Origin of the sequence: Kitasatospora sp. NPDC050463 (genome assembly GCF_040655255.1) — a bacterium.
GTDB lineage: Bacteria > Actinomycetota > Actinomycetes > Streptomycetales > Streptomycetaceae > Kitasatospora.
Map to the genome: position 1 here is coordinate 45614 of NZ_JBFAJO010000041.1, position 14695 is coordinate 60308.

Annotated in this window: 12 protein-coding genes and 1 pseudogene; 5 read left to right on the plus strand and 8 right to left on the minus strand. The window is 71.4% G+C overall.

Annotated features, from left to right (window positions below; all coding sequences use genetic code 11):
• Positions 1 to 94: 94 nt before the first annotated feature.
• Both AB0J08_RS24750 and AB0J08_RS24755 read left to right on the plus strand, forming a co-directional pair.
• On the plus strand, positions 95 to 505 hold the full coding sequence (locus AB0J08_RS24750; RefSeq protein ID WP_360638252.1) for an ATP-binding protein: 411 nt from the start codon (positions 95 to 97) through the stop codon (positions 503 to 505).
• A 212-nt stretch (positions 506 to 717) separates the two neighbouring features.
• The gene (locus AB0J08_RS24755; protein ID WP_360638255.1) at positions 718 to 1227 is read left to right on the plus strand and encodes a hypothetical protein; all 510 of its coding nucleotides are present in this window, start codon (positions 718 to 720) and stop codon (positions 1225 to 1227) included.
• A gap of 88 nt (positions 1228 to 1315) precedes the next feature.
• On the opposite strand, the pseudogene AB0J08_RS24760 reads toward AB0J08_RS24755, so the two are convergent.
• The 4 genes and pseudogenes from AB0J08_RS24760 to AB0J08_RS24775 all read right to left on the minus strand — a co-directional run.
• Positions 1316 to 2137 (minus strand): annotated as a pseudogene (locus AB0J08_RS24760) (IS481 family transposase); the annotation flags it as partial.
• A 304-nt stretch (positions 2138 to 2441) separates the two neighbouring features.
• Entirely contained in the window at positions 2442 to 2711 is a 270-nt protein-coding gene (locus tag AB0J08_RS24765) for a prevent-host-death protein (RefSeq protein WP_360638258.1), read from the minus strand.
• A gap of 246 nt (positions 2712 to 2957) precedes the next feature.
• Positions 2958 to 5741, minus strand: a complete 2784-nt coding sequence (locus AB0J08_RS24770; protein ID WP_360638262.1) for a beta-L-arabinofuranosidase domain-containing protein — start codon at positions 5739 to 5741, stop codon at positions 2958 to 2960.
• Positions 5742 to 6044: 303 nt separating this feature from the next.
• Positions 6045 to 6782, minus strand: a complete 738-nt coding sequence (locus AB0J08_RS24775; protein WP_360638265.1) for a TetR/AcrR family transcriptional regulator C-terminal domain-containing protein — start codon at positions 6780 to 6782, stop codon at positions 6045 to 6047.
• A gap of 159 nt (positions 6783 to 6941) precedes the next feature.
• On the opposite strand from AB0J08_RS24775, the gene AB0J08_RS24780 reads away from it, so the two are divergent.
• Positions 6942 to 8441 carry an MFS transporter gene (locus AB0J08_RS24780; RefSeq protein ID WP_360638268.1) on the plus strand — a complete coding sequence of 500 codons (1500 nt, stop codon included), beginning with the start codon at positions 6942 to 6944 and terminating at the stop codon, positions 8439 to 8441.
• A 119-nt stretch (positions 8442 to 8560) separates the two neighbouring features.
• Here AB0J08_RS24780 and AB0J08_RS24785 read toward each other — a convergent pair whose 3' ends face one another.
• Positions 8561 to 9907, minus strand: a complete 1347-nt coding sequence (locus AB0J08_RS24785; protein WP_360638271.1) for a helix-turn-helix transcriptional regulator — start codon at positions 9905 to 9907, stop codon at positions 8561 to 8563.
• Positions 9908 to 10104: 197 nt separating this feature from the next.
• On the opposite strand from AB0J08_RS24785, the gene AB0J08_RS24790 reads away from it, so the two are divergent.
• Positions 10105 to 10419: a hypothetical protein gene (locus AB0J08_RS24790; RefSeq protein WP_360638274.1), complete on the plus strand. Its 315-nt coding sequence runs from the start codon at positions 10105 to 10107 to the stop codon at positions 10417 to 10419.
• A gap of 138 nt (positions 10420 to 10557) precedes the next feature.
• Here the strand turns inward: AB0J08_RS24790 and AB0J08_RS24795 are convergent, their stop codons facing one another.
• Complete coding sequence (locus AB0J08_RS24795) at positions 10558 to 10980, minus strand: DUF3291 domain-containing protein (protein WP_360638277.1); 423 nt, start codon at positions 10978 to 10980, stop codon at positions 10558 to 10560.
• A gap of 84 nt (positions 10981 to 11064) precedes the next feature.
• Between AB0J08_RS24795 and AB0J08_RS24800 the strand changes: the two genes are divergently transcribed.
• The gene (locus AB0J08_RS24800; protein WP_360638280.1) at positions 11065 to 11685 is read left to right on the plus strand and encodes a MerR family transcriptional regulator; all 621 of its coding nucleotides are present in this window, start codon (positions 11065 to 11067) and stop codon (positions 11683 to 11685) included.
• 171 nt (positions 11686 to 11856) lie between these two features.
• Here the strand turns inward: AB0J08_RS24800 and AB0J08_RS24805 are convergent, their stop codons facing one another.
• Positions 11857 to 13224 (minus strand): L-serine ammonia-lyase, encoded by a 1368-nt coding sequence (locus AB0J08_RS24805; RefSeq protein WP_360638283.1) that lies wholly within the window; start codon positions 13222 to 13224, stop codon positions 11857 to 11859.
• 145 nt (positions 13225 to 13369) lie between these two features.
• On the minus strand, positions 13370 to 14638 hold the full coding sequence (gene glyA / locus AB0J08_RS24810; protein WP_360638286.1) for a serine hydroxymethyltransferase: 1269 nt from the start codon (positions 14636 to 14638) through the stop codon (positions 13370 to 13372).
• Positions 14639 to 14695 lie beyond the last annotated feature (57 nt).

The following is a 14695-nucleotide window of genomic DNA, read 5'->3' on the forward strand; positions in this document are numbered from 1 at the left end:
TGAGGTTATGCCTGGTCGCCGATTCTCGGAACGTGAAATGGCCGATCTCCGCTCCTGTGGGTGACGCCAAGGCCTCCCCACGCCAAGGACACTGATGATCACTCAGCCCGCCGACATCGAGTGGATGTTCCCCCGGCACCCCCGCAGTGTCGGCCGTGCCCGCGTGCAACTCCTACGGCAGGCCTACGCCTGGCGCGTCCCCGACGACGCCATCGAGACCGCTCTGCTCCTCCTCAGTGAGCTGGTCACCAACGCCTGCCGCCACGCCCGCGCCCCACGCGACCGCCTCATCGGCGTCCGGTTCGCCGTTACGGGGTGCGGCGTGCTCCGGGTCGAGGTCGCCGACGCCAATCCGGACCTCCCCGAGCCCCGCCGGGCCGGCCCCGAGGACGAGAGCGGCCGCGGCCTGGAACTGGTCGCGGCCCTCGCCGCCTCCTGGGGCGCCCACCCCAGGGGCCCGGGCCGCATCGGCAAGATCGTCTGGTTCGAGCTCAAGCCGGAGTAGCCCACGCTCTGACAGGCGGAGCGGAGGCTTGCGTATCAGCGATCGTGGAGTACCTGGGGCCCGGTGACCGGCACGACGGCCAGAAGCTTGTCGAGGCCCGCTGCGATCATCAGGTCGGGGTTTGCCCTCGGGTCGAGGTCGGATTCGGTAGATCGTCTTGCGTGACGCGAGAGTGTGTCGGAGCCGCACCAGTTCGAGGCAGACTTGGCCTGGTGAACTTGAGCGCACAGGCTGCCGCAGATCTCTATGAAGTGCTTCGCGGGAGGGGTATCCGGTGCTGGGTCATGGGTGGCTGGGGAGTCGATGCGCTGCTCGGCGCGCAGACGCGAGAGCACCACGACCTGGACGTACTGGTGCTCTGTGAAGACCTACCTCTCCTCGACGAGGTATTCCGCGATCACGGCTTCGGAGTCCAGCGGGTGTGGGAGGCCGAGAACCGATGGGTCGAGGTGGACGGAAGCACCCGGCCGACCGCCTTTGTAGCGGGAACAGCGGAGGGCGTGGAGTTGGACGTCCACGTGATCGAGGTGCAGGCGGGCGTCGGCGTCCCATTGTGTGACGTTCCCTGGACGTTCGATGCGGGCTCTATGGAAGGACGCGGTGTCATTGATGGCAGGCCGGTTGCCTGCGTGTCGGCACAGACTCAGGTGGCGATGCATCGTGGCTACGAACTTCCGGAAGCCCACGAGCGCGACTTGGCCCTGCTACGTCAACTCGACTGATCGGTGAGGAGCCGCTCATCATTCGTGCCACTGTGGGCGTGTCCTGGCTGGCCGGGCAGGGTGCTTCGAAAGTTCCCAGCCTGGCCCGCTAGTTGTATTGACCCGCAGGGTTGTTGACGCGGGTGATCGGGGGTTGGCCTCCGAGTGCGGTGTGGCAGCGATGGTAGTTGTAGGCGTGGAGGAAGTCGGGGAGTGCTTGGGCTCGTTCCTGGTTGCTCGTGTAGGGCCGTCGGTAGGCCCACTCGTCGAGGAGGGGGCACTTGAAGCGCTCGACCTTGCCGTTGGTCTGCGGGCGGTAGGGGTGGGTGCGTTTGTGTGCGATGCCTGATGCCCGCAGGGTGTCGCGCCACAGGTGCGACTTGTAACAGGAGCCGTTGTCGGTCAGGACGCGTTCGACGGTGATGCCCAGCTCGGCGAAGAACCGCTCGGCCCGCTGCCAGAACCCGACCGCGGTCTCCTTGCGTTCGTCGGGGAGGATCTCGCTGTAGGCGAGGCGGGTGTGGTCGTCGACGGCGATGTGGATGTGGCTGTAGCCGATCCTCGGTGTCCCGCTCGGGGTCCGCAGGCCGGTGGTGGCGTACCGGTTGCTCTCGCCGGCCTGGCGGTCCATGACGCGGTGGCCACCTCCGTCGGGGATGTTGCCGAGCTTCTTGATGTCGACGTGGACCAGTTCGCCGGGGCGCTCGCGTTCGTAGCGGCGGATGACCTGTCCGGTGGGCCGGTCCATCCATCGCAGCCGGTTCATTCCGTGCCGGGTAACGACCCGGTGGACGGTGGAGGGCGGAATGCCGAGGATCGGTCCGATCCGGGCGGGGCCGAGCTTGCGCTCGCGTCGCAGCCGGCAGATCTCGGCCTCGATCGTGTCCGCCGTTCGGTGCGGGGTGCTGCGGGGCCTGCTGGGACGGCACCAACCTCGTGACCCGACGGGACATCACGGACCAGGCGCTGACGGTAATCAGAGGCCGGTCCCGTCGGCCCGGACAGGGCGGTCCGACGCGAGGGTTCGTCGTTCCGCAGTCCCGCTGAGTCACCCATCGAAACGGCCCCGCCCCGGTTCGCAGGGGCGGGGCTAGTCCTTCGTCCGATCCTTCACGTAGCTGCCGCGTCGCGCCACGGTGAAGGCGTACCCCTCGCGCCTGAGGTAGGCGATTGCGTTCCGGGCTGTGTTCCTGGCGGCGCCATACATGATTGGTGTCGAGGATTCCTGCTGGAACTCACCGGCCGTAGGGGTCGTCCGTCTGCTGGTCGGCCAGGGTGTCCTGGTCGGTGCGGAAGACAGCGAGGGAGATGTCCGGGGCGCTCCGTGACATGGCCGCGAACTCGCTGCGGGGGACGAACCGCCGCCGCCTGCGCAGCGGGATCAGTTCGCCGATCCGGTGTCCGTCGCGGGTGAGGGTGAAGGAGTGGCCTGCCTGAACGGCGTCCATGATCTCCTTCGACCTGCTTCGCAGATCTCGTTGGGTGATCTCCGGCTGCACGGTCACGAATCCAGCGTAGTCGCGGTGTGCCTCCCTGTGCCGCCGTGTGGCACAGGGAGCGAAGCCATCCGGTCCGCGCGGTCAGGAGTGGGATGCCACCGGCTCTGAGCCCCGGCTGGGACGAGAGCGGCCGCGGGGGCCTGCCGCTCTCGTCCCGGATGCCTTCACGCCGCCAGTCGGCGGGCCGCGTCGGCGAGACCTCCTACGCGTCGCCGCGACGACCCCGTGGCGATCGCGCGACTCGCCGCCGGATCAGATGAACCGCCACAGGTGGTCGCTGGTGCCGTTGTCGTCCCAGAGGACGGCCTGTGCTCCCCGGGTGGTGGAGGCACCGGAGATGCCGAGGACGCGGCCGCTGTTGGCACACTGGATCCTGAAGGTGTCGCCGCCCCCGTGGCGCAGGCGCCAGCGGTGGTCCGCCGTGCCGTTGTCCGCCCACTGGACGATCCGGGCGCCGTTGGCGGTGCCGCCGTTCTCCACGGCGAGGACCTTGCCGCTGTTGGAGTTGCGCAGCCGCAGGTAGCCGCCGGTGTCGAGGACGGCCGTCCAGAGGTGGTCGGCGGTGCCGGTGTCGTCCCACTGGAGGGCGAGGCCGCCGTCGGCGGTGGACATGTTCTGGACGCCGAGGACGAGCCCGCTGGCCACGTTCTGGATGCGCCTGGCACCGACGGGGGCGAACTGCCACTGTCCGGCGGCGGCGCCGCTGTCGGGCAGCTGTACGGCGAAGGCGCCGTTGGCGGTGGAGCCGCCTTCGATGCCGAGCAGCTTGCCGGTGTGGACGTTCTGGAACTTGTGGTAGCCGTTGCCCGCGTCCACCACGGTCCACCGGTGGTCGGCGGTGCCGGTGTCGCCCCACTGGAGGATCGCGGCGTTGTCGGCGGTGGACATGTCCTTCACGCCGAGGACCTTGCCGCTGTTGACGTTGCGCAGCCGCAGTGCGGTGCCGTCGACGACCAGGACCCAGTTGTGGTCGGCGGTGCCGGTGTCCGGCCACTGCAGGGCGAGGCCGCCGTCGGCGGTGGACATGTTCTGGATGCCGAGGACCTGCCCACTGACCGCGTTGACGAGCCGGAAGCTCGAACTGTCGGTCCGCCAGTAGGCGGTGTAGTTGAAGCCCTGGGCGTCGTAGAACGGGCCGAGGTTGACCGTCGCTCCGTTCGCGGTGGCCGTGAAGGCGAGCGCGGTGCCGCTGGTCCGGGTGATCGTGGCGGCGTCCAGGGTCGGCAGGGAGGACAGCGCGGTGCTGCCGTAGTTGCCGGCCAGGACGGCGGGGCCGTACGTGATCGCCGCGACGCCCGGGCTGTCGTTGGCGGCCTGGAGGGCCACCCGCATCGGGAGCTTCACGGTGACGGTGTCGCCGGTGGACCAGGACCGGGTGAGGGTGGCGTACGTGCCCGGGGTGGCCGCGACGCTCTGCGCGACGCCGTTGACGCTGATCGTGGCGCCCGAGGTCCAGCCGGGGATGCGGACACGCATGGACCACGTCCCGCCGACGCTGCCGGTGACCTTGAGCGTCGTGGTGTCCTCGGCCGGGAACGCGGTGGTCTGGGTGACGGTGATGCCCCGCTGGGTCCAGTCCAGGACGGACGGGAAGAACAGGTTCACCGTGAGGGTGGTGCCGTCGTGGAAGTAGATCGAGTCCATCAGCTTGGTGTTGGACTCGATACCCGTTCCCTGGCAGCACCAGAACGTGCCGTAGTCGGTGCTCCAGGTGCCGCCGCCCCAGGCCGGGCCCTTGCCCCGGCGGCCGCCCGGGTTGAGGGAGCTGAAGTAGGTGATGTGGCCGTGCGGGTCGGCCGGGTTCTGGGCGCCGATGACGTGGTTGAGCAGCGCCTTCTCGTAGAAGTCGAAGTACGCGGCCCGGTCGGGGTTCAGCTGCCACAGCTCCCGGGTCAGCTTGAGCATGTTGTAGGAGTTGCAGAGCTCGCAGGTGTCGTCGGTGAGGTAGCCGGAGATGGCGTTCGCGGCCCGGAAGTGCTCCGCCTGGCTGTTGCCGCCGATGGCGTAGGTGTGCGAGCCGGTGGTGATCGCCCAGGCGTTGGCGGCGATGTCGCGGTAGCGGGTCGTCCCGGTGGCCTTGTACTCGCGGACGGCTCCGATCCACTTGGGCACCTGCGTGTTGGCGTGGATGCCGTTGAGCTGGTCCAGGTTCGCGGCGAGCGGGTCGAAGACCGCGGCGTGGTCGAACCGCTGAGCGGCGGTCAGCCAACGGGCGTCGCCGGTCTGCTGGTAGAGGTCGGCCAGTACCTCGTTCATGCCGCCGAACTCGGTGCGCAGCATGGACTGCATCGTGCTGTAGCCGAGCGCGGCGGTGCGCAGGTCGACCCAGCCGGCGAGCGCGAGGAGCACGTCGCGGGCCTGGGTGTTGTCCAGCAGGCGCCACACGTCGAGCAGACCGGCCATGGTCTTGTGGACGCAGTAGTACGGGACGTTGCCGTTGCTCAGCCTGCCCGCTTCGAGGTTGGTGAAGTCGGCCTCGGGGAAGCCCGAGAGGTAGCCGGCGGAGAAGCCCGCGGCGGCGTTGTTGGCCTGGCACTTGGCGAGTTCGGCCACCATCTGGTTGGCCTTGTCGCGGCAGGTGGTGTCCCCGAGTGCGGCGGCGGCCTGGGCCCACGCCGAGAGGAAGTGGCCCTGCGCGTGGGTGCGGAAGGGGAACGCCGGGTCGTCCCAGCCTCCGTTCGCGGCCGCGGCGTTGGTGGAGAGCCGGTGGTTGGCGCGGAAGTTGTACAGCAGGCGGTCGACGTCGACGAAGCGGAGGTAGGCCAGGGTGCGGTTCTGGTTGTCGAGCCACCGGCTGCTGGTGAGCCGGACCTGACCGAGGTCGAACGGGAACGTCGACACCCCGAGGTCGGACCTGGCCGGGGCGGCCTGTGCCAGGGCGGTCTGCGCCAGGGCGTCCTGCGCGGGGGCGGAGGTGGAGGCGGAGGTGGCTGCGGCGGCAGAGGCGGTGCCGAGGGCGGGGCCGGCGGCTGCGGCCGCGGCCGCGACGCCGGTCGCCCTGATCACGGCACGGCGACTGAAGGGGTGGGCCGGCATGGCGAACTCCATGGTCCGTGAGCGGGAGAAGTGGGGGCGGGGATCGGGGCCGATGGACAGCGTCGGAGGCACCGCACGGCGATGCGGGCCGTTTTCGCGCGCTCGCGTCACGGTCGTCGCGTCCCGGTGGTCATGCCCTCGGTCCCGCTTGTTGCACGAGTGTTAACGCTAACAATCGAGGTGTCAATACTTCTCGCCAGCAGTGCCGGTGGGGCCGTCTCCCGCGCCGTGCACGGCTGTTCCGACCACACGGTGCCGCTGGGGTGCAGGGCGCGGGCGTCGGCCCGCCCGCTCTCGTAGGGGTCAGGCCCTCGGCTCGGCGGCCCCCGGCAGGCGCAGGGCCAGGCCGTCCAGCATGACGTCCAGGCCGTAGCGGAACTTCGTGTCGCGCAGCCCCTGCGGGTCGACGCCCACCACGGCGTCGTACGCGGAGGCGAGGTGCTCGCTGCCGGACACGGCCGCCTGTGCGGTGGGCATCAGGCCGGCGATGAAGTCGGCCTCGGTCTGGCCGGAGCGCGCGACCGTGGTCAGCCAGGCCGCCTCCGTCGTGCTCATCCCGATGGCGTAGGAGAGGACGGCGTCGATGGCTCGGCTCGGCTCGGGGAAGCCGGCGGCGGCGAACAGGGCGGCCATGCGCTCGGAGTAGGTCATCAGATTGGGCCCCAGGTAGGCGAGCCCGGCCTGGCCGATGACCGAGGCCAGCCAGCGGTGCCGCAGCGTGGTCGCGCGGAAGGACTCGGCGGCGGCGGTGACGGCCGCCCGCCAGTCGGGGCCGTCGGCGAGCGGGGCGACCATCTCGCCGAAGACCTCGTCCACCGCGAGTTCCATCAGCTCGTCCTTGGTGGCCACGTGCCGGTAGAGGGAGGTCGCACCCGCGTTCAGGCGGGCGCCGAGCTTGCGCATGCTGAGCGCCTCGATGCCGTCGGCGTCCAGTACGGCGACCGCCTCGCGGACGATCGCGGCCCGGCTGAGCGCCGGCTGCTCGGTCTCGCGCTGCTGTCGCGCCCATACGGACGGGATCGGGTTCGCCTTGGCGGCCATGAGGTCCTCCTCTTCACATGTGTCCTGCGTACGCCGTGCGCATCCAGCGTACAGGTGCAATGAGTTGCGCACACTGTTCCGTGCTTCGTACAGTGTGCGCAGCGAACGAACAGCGTGCGCAGCGAACGAACAGCGTGCGCATCTCGGAGGGGACAACCCATGGAAACCCGCAACCCACGTCGTTGGTGGATCCTCGTCGTGCTCTGCCTCAGCACGCTGGTCCTGGTCATCGACAGCATGGCGCTCACCGTCGCCGTCCCGTCCATGACGGAGGACATCGGCGCCGGTACCCAGGACATCCAGTGGATCCTGGACTCCTACGTCCTGGTGTTCGCCGGACTCCTGCTCACCTCGGGCAGCCTCGGTGACCGCTTCGGCCGCCGCAAGGTGATGATCATCGGCCTGCTGTTGTTCGGCGCCGCCTCGCTGGCCGCGACCTACTGCACCAACCCCGGTGAGGTCATCGCGGCCCGCATCACGATGGGTGTCGGCGGTGCGCTGATCATGCCGTCCACCCTCTCCATCCTGATCACCGTCTTCGAGGAGGACGAGCGCGGCAAGGCGATGGCGGCCTGGGGCTCGGTGTCGATGCTCGGCCTGGTCGGCAGCCCGGTGCTCGGCGGCGTCCTGATCGACCACTTCTCCTGGCACTCGATCTTCTTCCTCAACGTCCCGGTCGTCGCCCTCGCCGTCATCGCCGGTCTGACCCTCATGCCGGAGTCGAAGGGCCCCTGGCAGAAGGCCGACCCGCTGGGCGCGGTGCTGTCCGCCGCCGGCATGACCGCCCTGATCTGGTGGATCATCGAGATCCCGCAGCACGGCGCCTTCGGCGGCCGCTCCCTCGTCACCCTGATCGTCGCCGTCCTCGCCCTCGTCGGGTTCGTGGTCTGGGAGAACGTCACCTCCGCGCCGATGGTCCCGCTCGTCCTGTTCAAGCACCGCAACTTCAGCGGCGGCTCGCTCTCGCTGACCCTCGTCCAGATCGGCAACGGCGGTCTGCTGCTCGTCCTCACCCAGTACCTGCAGTTCGTCCTCGGCTACTCGCCGATCAAGGCGGGCCTCGCCTTCCTGCCGCTGGCCGTCGCCGCGCTGATCGGCAACGGCGCCGGCGCCGGGCTCGTCGCGAAGATCGGCAACCGCCCCCTCGTCCTGGCCGGCATGCTGGTCATGGCCGCCGCCTTCGGCCTGCTGACCACCGTCACCGCCGACAGCGGCTTCACCGTCCCGGCCGTCGCCCTCGGCCTGCTCGGTCTCGGCGCCGGCCTGGCGATGCCGGCCGCCGTCGGCGCCCTGATGGGCACCATCCCCACCGACAAGGCGGGCGTCGGATCCGCCCTGAACGACACCATCCAGCAGGCCGGCACCGCGCTCGGCATCGCCATCCTCGGCTCCCTGCTCTCCAGCCGGTTCGCCCACGAGATGCCCGCCGACAGCTCCGAGCAGGCCAAGCGCTCGATCGGCGAGGCCCTGGCCCTCTCCAACGGGGACGCCACCCTGGTCCACACCGCCCGGGAGGCCTTCACCTCCTCGATGTCGACCACCTTCACCATCAGCGCGGTCGGAGTCCTCGCGGCCGCCGTCGTCGCCACCCTGGTCATGCGGGACAAGAAGGCCGACCCCGCCGAGGCCCCGGCGGAGCAGGCCGAGCTGGCCGCCTGATCTCCCGCTCGACGACGAAGGCCGGCGCCCCGGAGTGGGGCGCCGGCCTTCGTCGTTCTCGCACGTGGGGCCGGGGAACGGGGGAGCCGGGGAGTCGGGGAACGGGGAGTCCGGGGGGGTCAGCCCCCGGACCGGTCGGGCGCCCAGCCCGTGCGCTCGTCCTGGTAGAAGTAGCTCGGCGCGCCCTTCATGCCCACGGTGCGGAAGGGCTTGCCGTGGTCGTTGACGGGCAGGACGCCCTGGCGGTCGCCGCTGCTCCACACCAGCTCCAGCGTCCAGCCGACGTCCTGCCCGGCGGTACCGGCGTCGATGTTCAGCACCTGGGGGTCGGAGGCCGAGACGGTGTAGGGGAAGTTCGAGGTGGTCCGGGACTTGACCTCGCCCTCCTGGGCCGGGACCGGCACCGGCCGGGGAGCCGCCGCGTCGAGGTCGACCGAGAAGGCCGCCGGGGTGATGCTGCCGCCGCAGCCGGAGCCCATCGTGTAGGCGTTCCCCTTCGGGGCCGGGCGGGTGCTGACCACCTGCACGTAGAGGGCGTGCAGGACGACCGGTGTGGCGCTCTCGCCCTGCGCGGTCAGCTGCAGTCGCAGATGCCCGGCGGGGACGGCCTCCTGGGCGGCGGCCCAGCTGTCCGTCCGCTTGGTGGTGGGGGGCGCGGGCACCGAGCGCGGGGGCTTGGCACTCAGGAACCACTGGTCGCAGGGGCTGCCCCAGTTGTCCGTCAGGACGTTGACGTGGAACGGCGCCGGGTCGTCCGAGGCCTTCGCGGTGGGGGTGGGGGTCGGCGCCGAGGTGGCCGGGGGAGAGGTGGCGGAGGCCGGAGCGGTGGCGGGTGCGGTGGCGGGTGCGGAGGGGGAGGCGGAGGCCGGCGCGGCCGGACCGGCCGGGGGCTGCTGGGCCGTGCGCGGGGTGTCGCCGTGGCCCCCGGTCGGGACGAGCAGCGGGATCGCGGCGGCGACGACGGCCACGGCCACCGCGCTCAGCAGGATCCGGGGGTACGGGAGCCTGCGGCGCCGGGGTTCGCCGGCGGGGCGGTGTGCGGAGTTCAGCACGTCGACGGAGTCCGGCGGCTCCGGCGTGCCCGAGGCGGGGTGCGGCGTCTGCGGCGTCTGCGAGGTGCTCGCCGGGGGCGTTTCGTCGGCCGGGGGCGTCGGAGCCGCCGGGGCCGGGCGGGGCTCCACCGCCGGTTCGGCCGGGGGCGTCGCCCGGACCGGCTCCCGGCGCCGGGCCGCGTCCGCCAGGATCCAGCGACGGTGCAGCGTGACGAGCTCGTCGGCGCTCGCGCCGCAGACCCGGGCGAGCCGCTCCACCGGCGCGTACTCGTTGGGGACGGCGGCGCCGTTGCAGTAGCGGTGCAGCGTGGACGTACTGACGTGCAGCCGCGCGGCGAGCGTGCCGTAACTACGGCCCGAACGGTCCTTCAGCTCACGCAGCATCGCGGCGAATTCATCGGTCTCCACGCTCATCCGGCGCCCCCTCGTTCCGGTCCGGCGTTCCAGGCGGCACCGAATCCGCTGATCACGGTACCCGGCGCCGTTCCGGCGTCCCGTACTCCCCGGTAGGGCTGGTGGCCGGGACGGCTCCTGCGGTGCAGTGGGGCTCGCCCTTCGGCCGAGGGGCCCGCCCGTACCGACCGAGCCCTCAGCGGAGAAGAGCAGCCACGTTGTCCGTCCACCGAATCCTGATCAACTGCGCCCTGTTCGTGCTCGGCCCGGCCGCTCTCCTGGGGCTGCTCCGGCAACTGGGCCTGTCCCGGCTCGGCGCCGGCGACCGCCACCCGGCGGCCGAGCGCCCGGAGCGGGCCGACGGCCGCGATCGCGCCCGGCACTGCCCAGACCGCCCCTGGCCCGTGGAGCCGCGCCGCCCGGTCGGGAACGGCCGCCCCGGCGGCGCCTGCCGGGAGCGCGACCACGGCCGGGGCCGTACCGCGCCCCGCCGCCGCTGCCACCGCGCCGGGCCCGGCGTCGCGGGGCACTGACGAGCCGCCCTCCGTGCCTCGGCCTCGGCGTCCACGCGATCGGTGTCGTCCTGACCGGCGACACGTACGGCGACGGCAAGCGCCCGGTCCCGGTCTTCACCCGGGCCATCGAACCTGCCGCCGGAGATCCCCGACCGGCTAGGAGCCGACCGGGCCCGCGGCCTGCTGTTCGGCCTGCTGCTCGGCCAGCCGGCGGTGGGCCTCGGGCCAGGGGACGGGAAGGTGCTCGACCGGGGCCTGCCAGAAGGTGAAGACGGACTCCCGCATGGTGGAGCGCAGGCCGGTCATGACCGAGCGGTGCGGCTCGGAGCGGGCGAACCGCTGGAGGGCGTCCTGGCTCTCCCAGGCCGACAGGGTGTAGAAGGTCCGCTTCGTCGGCTGGGCGATCAGCGAGGCGCCGAGGGCACCGGGCGCCTTCCGGAGCTGACGCCAGACGATGAGCGACTTCAGGAAGAAGCGCGGGACGTCGGCGAGCGAACGGACCTCGAACCGGGAGGCCATCACGACGGCCCGCGTGCCCGGGGTGGCCGGATGCGGGGTGATCCAGGGGAGCGTGGGCATGGCTGATCCCGTCCATTGTTGGGTAGTGGCACTATCTATGTTAGACAGTATGGGTATCCAATAGCCAGGGGAAAGCGGAATACCGTGCGCATCTCGGAGTTGAGCCGTCGCAGCGAAGTCCCGATCGCGACGATCAAGTACTACCTGCGGGAGGGTCTGCTGCCGCCCGGCCGCTCCACCTCCGCCACCCAGGCCGAGTACGACGAGACCCATCTGCGGCGGCTCCGGCTGGTCCGGGCGCTGATCGGGGTCCGGGGGCTCAGCGTGAGCGCCACCAAGGAGGTGCTGGGCGCGATCGGCACGCACGGCGGCGAGCAGCACCAGGTGCTCGGGCTGGCGGTCGGCGCCCGGCCGACGGACGACGACGCGGCCGAACCGGCCCCCGCCCCCGGCGCGGCGGAGGTCGACGCGCTGATCCGCGAACTGGGCTGGGAGGTCTCGCCGCACGCGCCGGCCCGGGCGGTGCTGGGGGAGACCCTGGAGACCCTCCGCTCGCTCGGCGAGCCGATCGACCGGAGCACCCTGCTCCCGTACGCCGAACTCGCCGAGCGCACCGCCGTCCTCGACCTCGACCAGCTGCGCACCAGCGAGGACGCCCTCGAACAGGCCGAACGCGCCCTGCTCCTGACCGTCCTCCTGGAGCCCGCCCTGCTGGCCCTGCGCCGCCTGGCCCAGGAGAACGAGTCCGCCCGCCGCAACGGCTGAGGGCGGCGGGACCGGTCGGCCGCTGTCCACCGTTCCGCGGGAGCGCAGGCGGCCGTGAGCGACTGGGACGCGGCCCGGATCGTACGCACGGACGACTGCCCCGAGGGCTGCTGAGCACTCCCCCGCCCGGCCCCAGGGGGGCTCAGGCGGCGGAGGGCAGGGGCGGCGCGGTCAGCACTCGATGACGTTGACGGCGAGGCCGCCGCGCGAGGTCTCCTTGTACTTGATCTTCATGTCGGCGCCGGTCTCCTTCATGGTCTTGATCGCCTTGTCGAGGGAGACGTGGTGGCGGCCGTCGCCGCGCAGGGCCATCCGGGCGGCCGTGACGGCCTTGACCGAGGCCATGCCGTTGCGCTCGATGCAGGGGATCTGGACCAGGCCGCCGACCGGGTCGCAGGTGAGGCCGAGGTTGTGCTCGATGCCGATCTCGGCGGCGTTCTCGACCTGCTCGGGGGAGCCGCCGAGGACCTCGGCGAGGCCGCCGGCCGCCATCGAGCAGGCGGAGCCGACCTCGCCCTGGCAGCCGACCTCGGCGCCGGAGATGGAGGCGTTCTCCTTGAAGAGCATGCCGATCGCGCCGGCGGCGAGCAGGAAGCGGACGATGCCGTCCTCGTCCGCGCCGGGGATGAAGTTCAGGTAGTAGTGCAGGACGGCGGGGATGATCCCGGCCGCGCCGTTGGTGGGGGCGGTGACGACGCGGCGGCCGGAGGCGTTCTCCTCGTTGACGGCCATCGCGTAGAGGGTCACCCACTCCATGGCGTTGGCCGGGCCGATGCCCTCGGCGCGCAGCGCACGGGCGCCCGAGGCGGCGCGGCGGCGGACCTTGAGACCGCCGGGGAGGATGCCCTCGCGGGACATCCCGGCCCGGACGCACTCCTGCATGACGCGCCAGATCTCCAGCAGGCCGGTCCGGATCTCCTCCTCGGTCCGCCAGGCCTTCTCGTTCTCCAGCATCAGGCCGGAGATGGACAGGCCGGTCTCGCGGCTGAGGCGGAGCAGTTCGTCGCCGGTGCGGAAGGGGTACTTCAGCACGGTGTCGTCGGGCTTCACGCGGTCCGCGCCGAGCGCGTCCTCGTCGACGACGAAGCCGCCGCCGACCGAGTAGTACGTCTTCTCCAGCAGTGTGCTGCCGTCGGCGGCGAAGGCCCAGAGGGTCATGCCGTTGGCGTGGTAGGGCAGCGAGCGGCGGCGGTGCAGGATCAGCTGGTTGCCCGGGTCGAAGTCGATCGGGTGGGTGCCGAGCAGGCGGATCCGCTTCTCGGCGGTGATCCGCTCGACGTCCCGGTCGGCCTGGTCGACGTCGACCGTGCGGGGCGAGTGGCCCTCCAGGCCCAGCAGGACGGCCTTGGGGGTGCCGTGGCCGTGGCCGGTGGCGCCCAGCGAGCCGAAGAGCTCGGCGCGGACGCCCGCCACCCCGGTCAGCAGGTCCTCGGACTTCAGGCGGCGGGCGAACATCCGGGCGGCGCGCATCGGGCCGACGGTGTGGGAACTCGACGGGCCGATGCCGATGGAGAAGAGGTCGAAGACGCTGATGGCCACGGAGGACGTCCTTGTCTGGTCTCGTGGAAGGACTTGCAGGCGGGGTGCTGACACGGAAGGGGGCACCGCGCGCACTGTCCAGTGTGCGCGGTGCCCCGGAATCCCAGGTGACCAGGCAGGGTGAGGCCGGTCACCTACGGCCGAATCACAGGTTCGGGTAGAGCGGGTACTTCTCGGCGAGGGCGGTGACCCGGGCCTTCAGCGCGGCGGCGACGGTCTCGTCGAAGGCGGGCTTGAGCGCCTCGGCGATGATGTCGGCGACCTCGCGGAAGTCCTCGGCCCCGAAGCCGCGGGTGGCCAGCGCCGGGGTGCCGATCCGCAGGCCGGAGGTGACCATCGGCGGCCGCGGGTCGTTCGGGATGGCGTTGCGGTTGACCGTGATGCCGACCTCGTGCAGACGGTCCTCGGCCTGCTGGCCGTCGAGCTGGCTGTTGCGCAGGTCGACCAGGACCAGGTGGACGTCGGTGCCGCCGGACAGCACCGAGGCGCCGGCCTCGGCGACGTCGGCCTGGAGCAGGCGCTCGGCGAGGATCCGGGCGCCGTCCAGGGTGCGCTGCTGGCGCTCCTTGAACTCCTCGGTGGCGGCGACCTTGAAGGCGACGGCCTTGCCGGCGATCACGTGCTCCAGCGGGCCGCCCTGCTGGCCGGGGAAGACCGCGGAGTTGATCTTCTTCGCCCACTCGGCCTTGCAGAGGATGACGCCGCCGCGCGGGCCGCCCAGGGTCTTGTGGGTGGTGGTGGTGACCACGTCCGCGTACGGCACCGGGTTGGGGTGCAGGCCCGCGGCGACCAGGCCGGCGAAGTGCGCCATGTCGACCATCAGCAGGGCGCCGACCTCGTCCGCGATCCGGCGGAACGCGGCGAAGTCCAGCTGGCGCGGGTAGGCGGACCAGCCGGCGATGATCAGCTTCGGCTGGTGCTCCTTGGCGAGGCGCTCGACCTCGGCCATGTCGACCTGACCGGTCTTGTCGTCCACGTGGTACGCGGCCACGTTGTAGAGCTTGCCGGAGAAGTTGATCTTCATGCCGTGGGTCAGGTGACCGCCGTGGGCCAGGCTCAGGCCCAGGATGGTGTCGCCCGGCTGGATCAGCGCGAACATCGCGGCGGCGTTGGCCTGCGCGCCGGAGTGCGGCTGGACGTTGGCGTGCTCGGCGCCGAACAGGGCCTTGATCCGGTCGATCGCGATCTGCTCGACCACGTCGACGTGCTCGCAGCCGCCGTAGTAGCGGCGGCCGGGGTAACCCTCGGCGTACTTGTTGGTCAGCACCGAACCCTGGGCCTCCATGACCGCCACCGGGGCGAAGTTCTCGGAGGCGATCATTTCCAGGGTGGTCTGCTGGCGGTGCAGCTCGGCGTCGACCGCGGCGGCGATCTCCGGGTCGAGCGAGTGCAGGGACTGGTTGAGAACCGTCATGGTGTGGTCTTCCCGGGAGGAGAGAAGGAGGTGCCGCGCGTGGCGCGCCCTCGGAAA

Bases quoted from the DNA above. Each gene is read 5' to 3' on its own strand.
- glyA (WP_360638286.1), bottom strand. From the start codon at position 14,638: ATGACGGTTCTCAACCAGTCCCTGCACTCGCTCGACCCGGAGATCGCC.
- AB0J08_RS24770 (WP_360638262.1), bottom strand. From the start codon at position 5,741: ATGCCGGCCCACCCCTTCAGTCGCCGTGCCGTGATCAGGGCGACCGGC.
- AB0J08_RS24780 (WP_360638268.1), top strand. From the start codon at position 6,942: ATGGAAACCCGCAACCCACGTCGTTGGTGGATCCTCGTCGTGCTCTGC.
- AB0J08_RS24750 (WP_360638252.1), top strand. From the start codon at position 95: ATGATCACTCAGCCCGCCGACATCGAGTGGATGTTCCCCCGGCACCCC.
- AB0J08_RS24795 (WP_360638277.1), bottom strand. From the start codon at position 10,980: ATGCCCACGCTCCCCTGGATCACCCCGCATCCGGCCACCCCGGGCACG.
- AB0J08_RS24785 (WP_360638271.1), bottom strand. From the start codon at position 9,907: ATGAGCGTGGAGACCGATGAATTCGCCGCGATGCTGCGTGAGCTGAAG.
- AB0J08_RS24775 (WP_360638265.1), bottom strand. From the start codon at position 6,782: ATGGCCGCCAAGGCGAACCCGATCCCGTCCGTATGGGCGCGACAGCAG.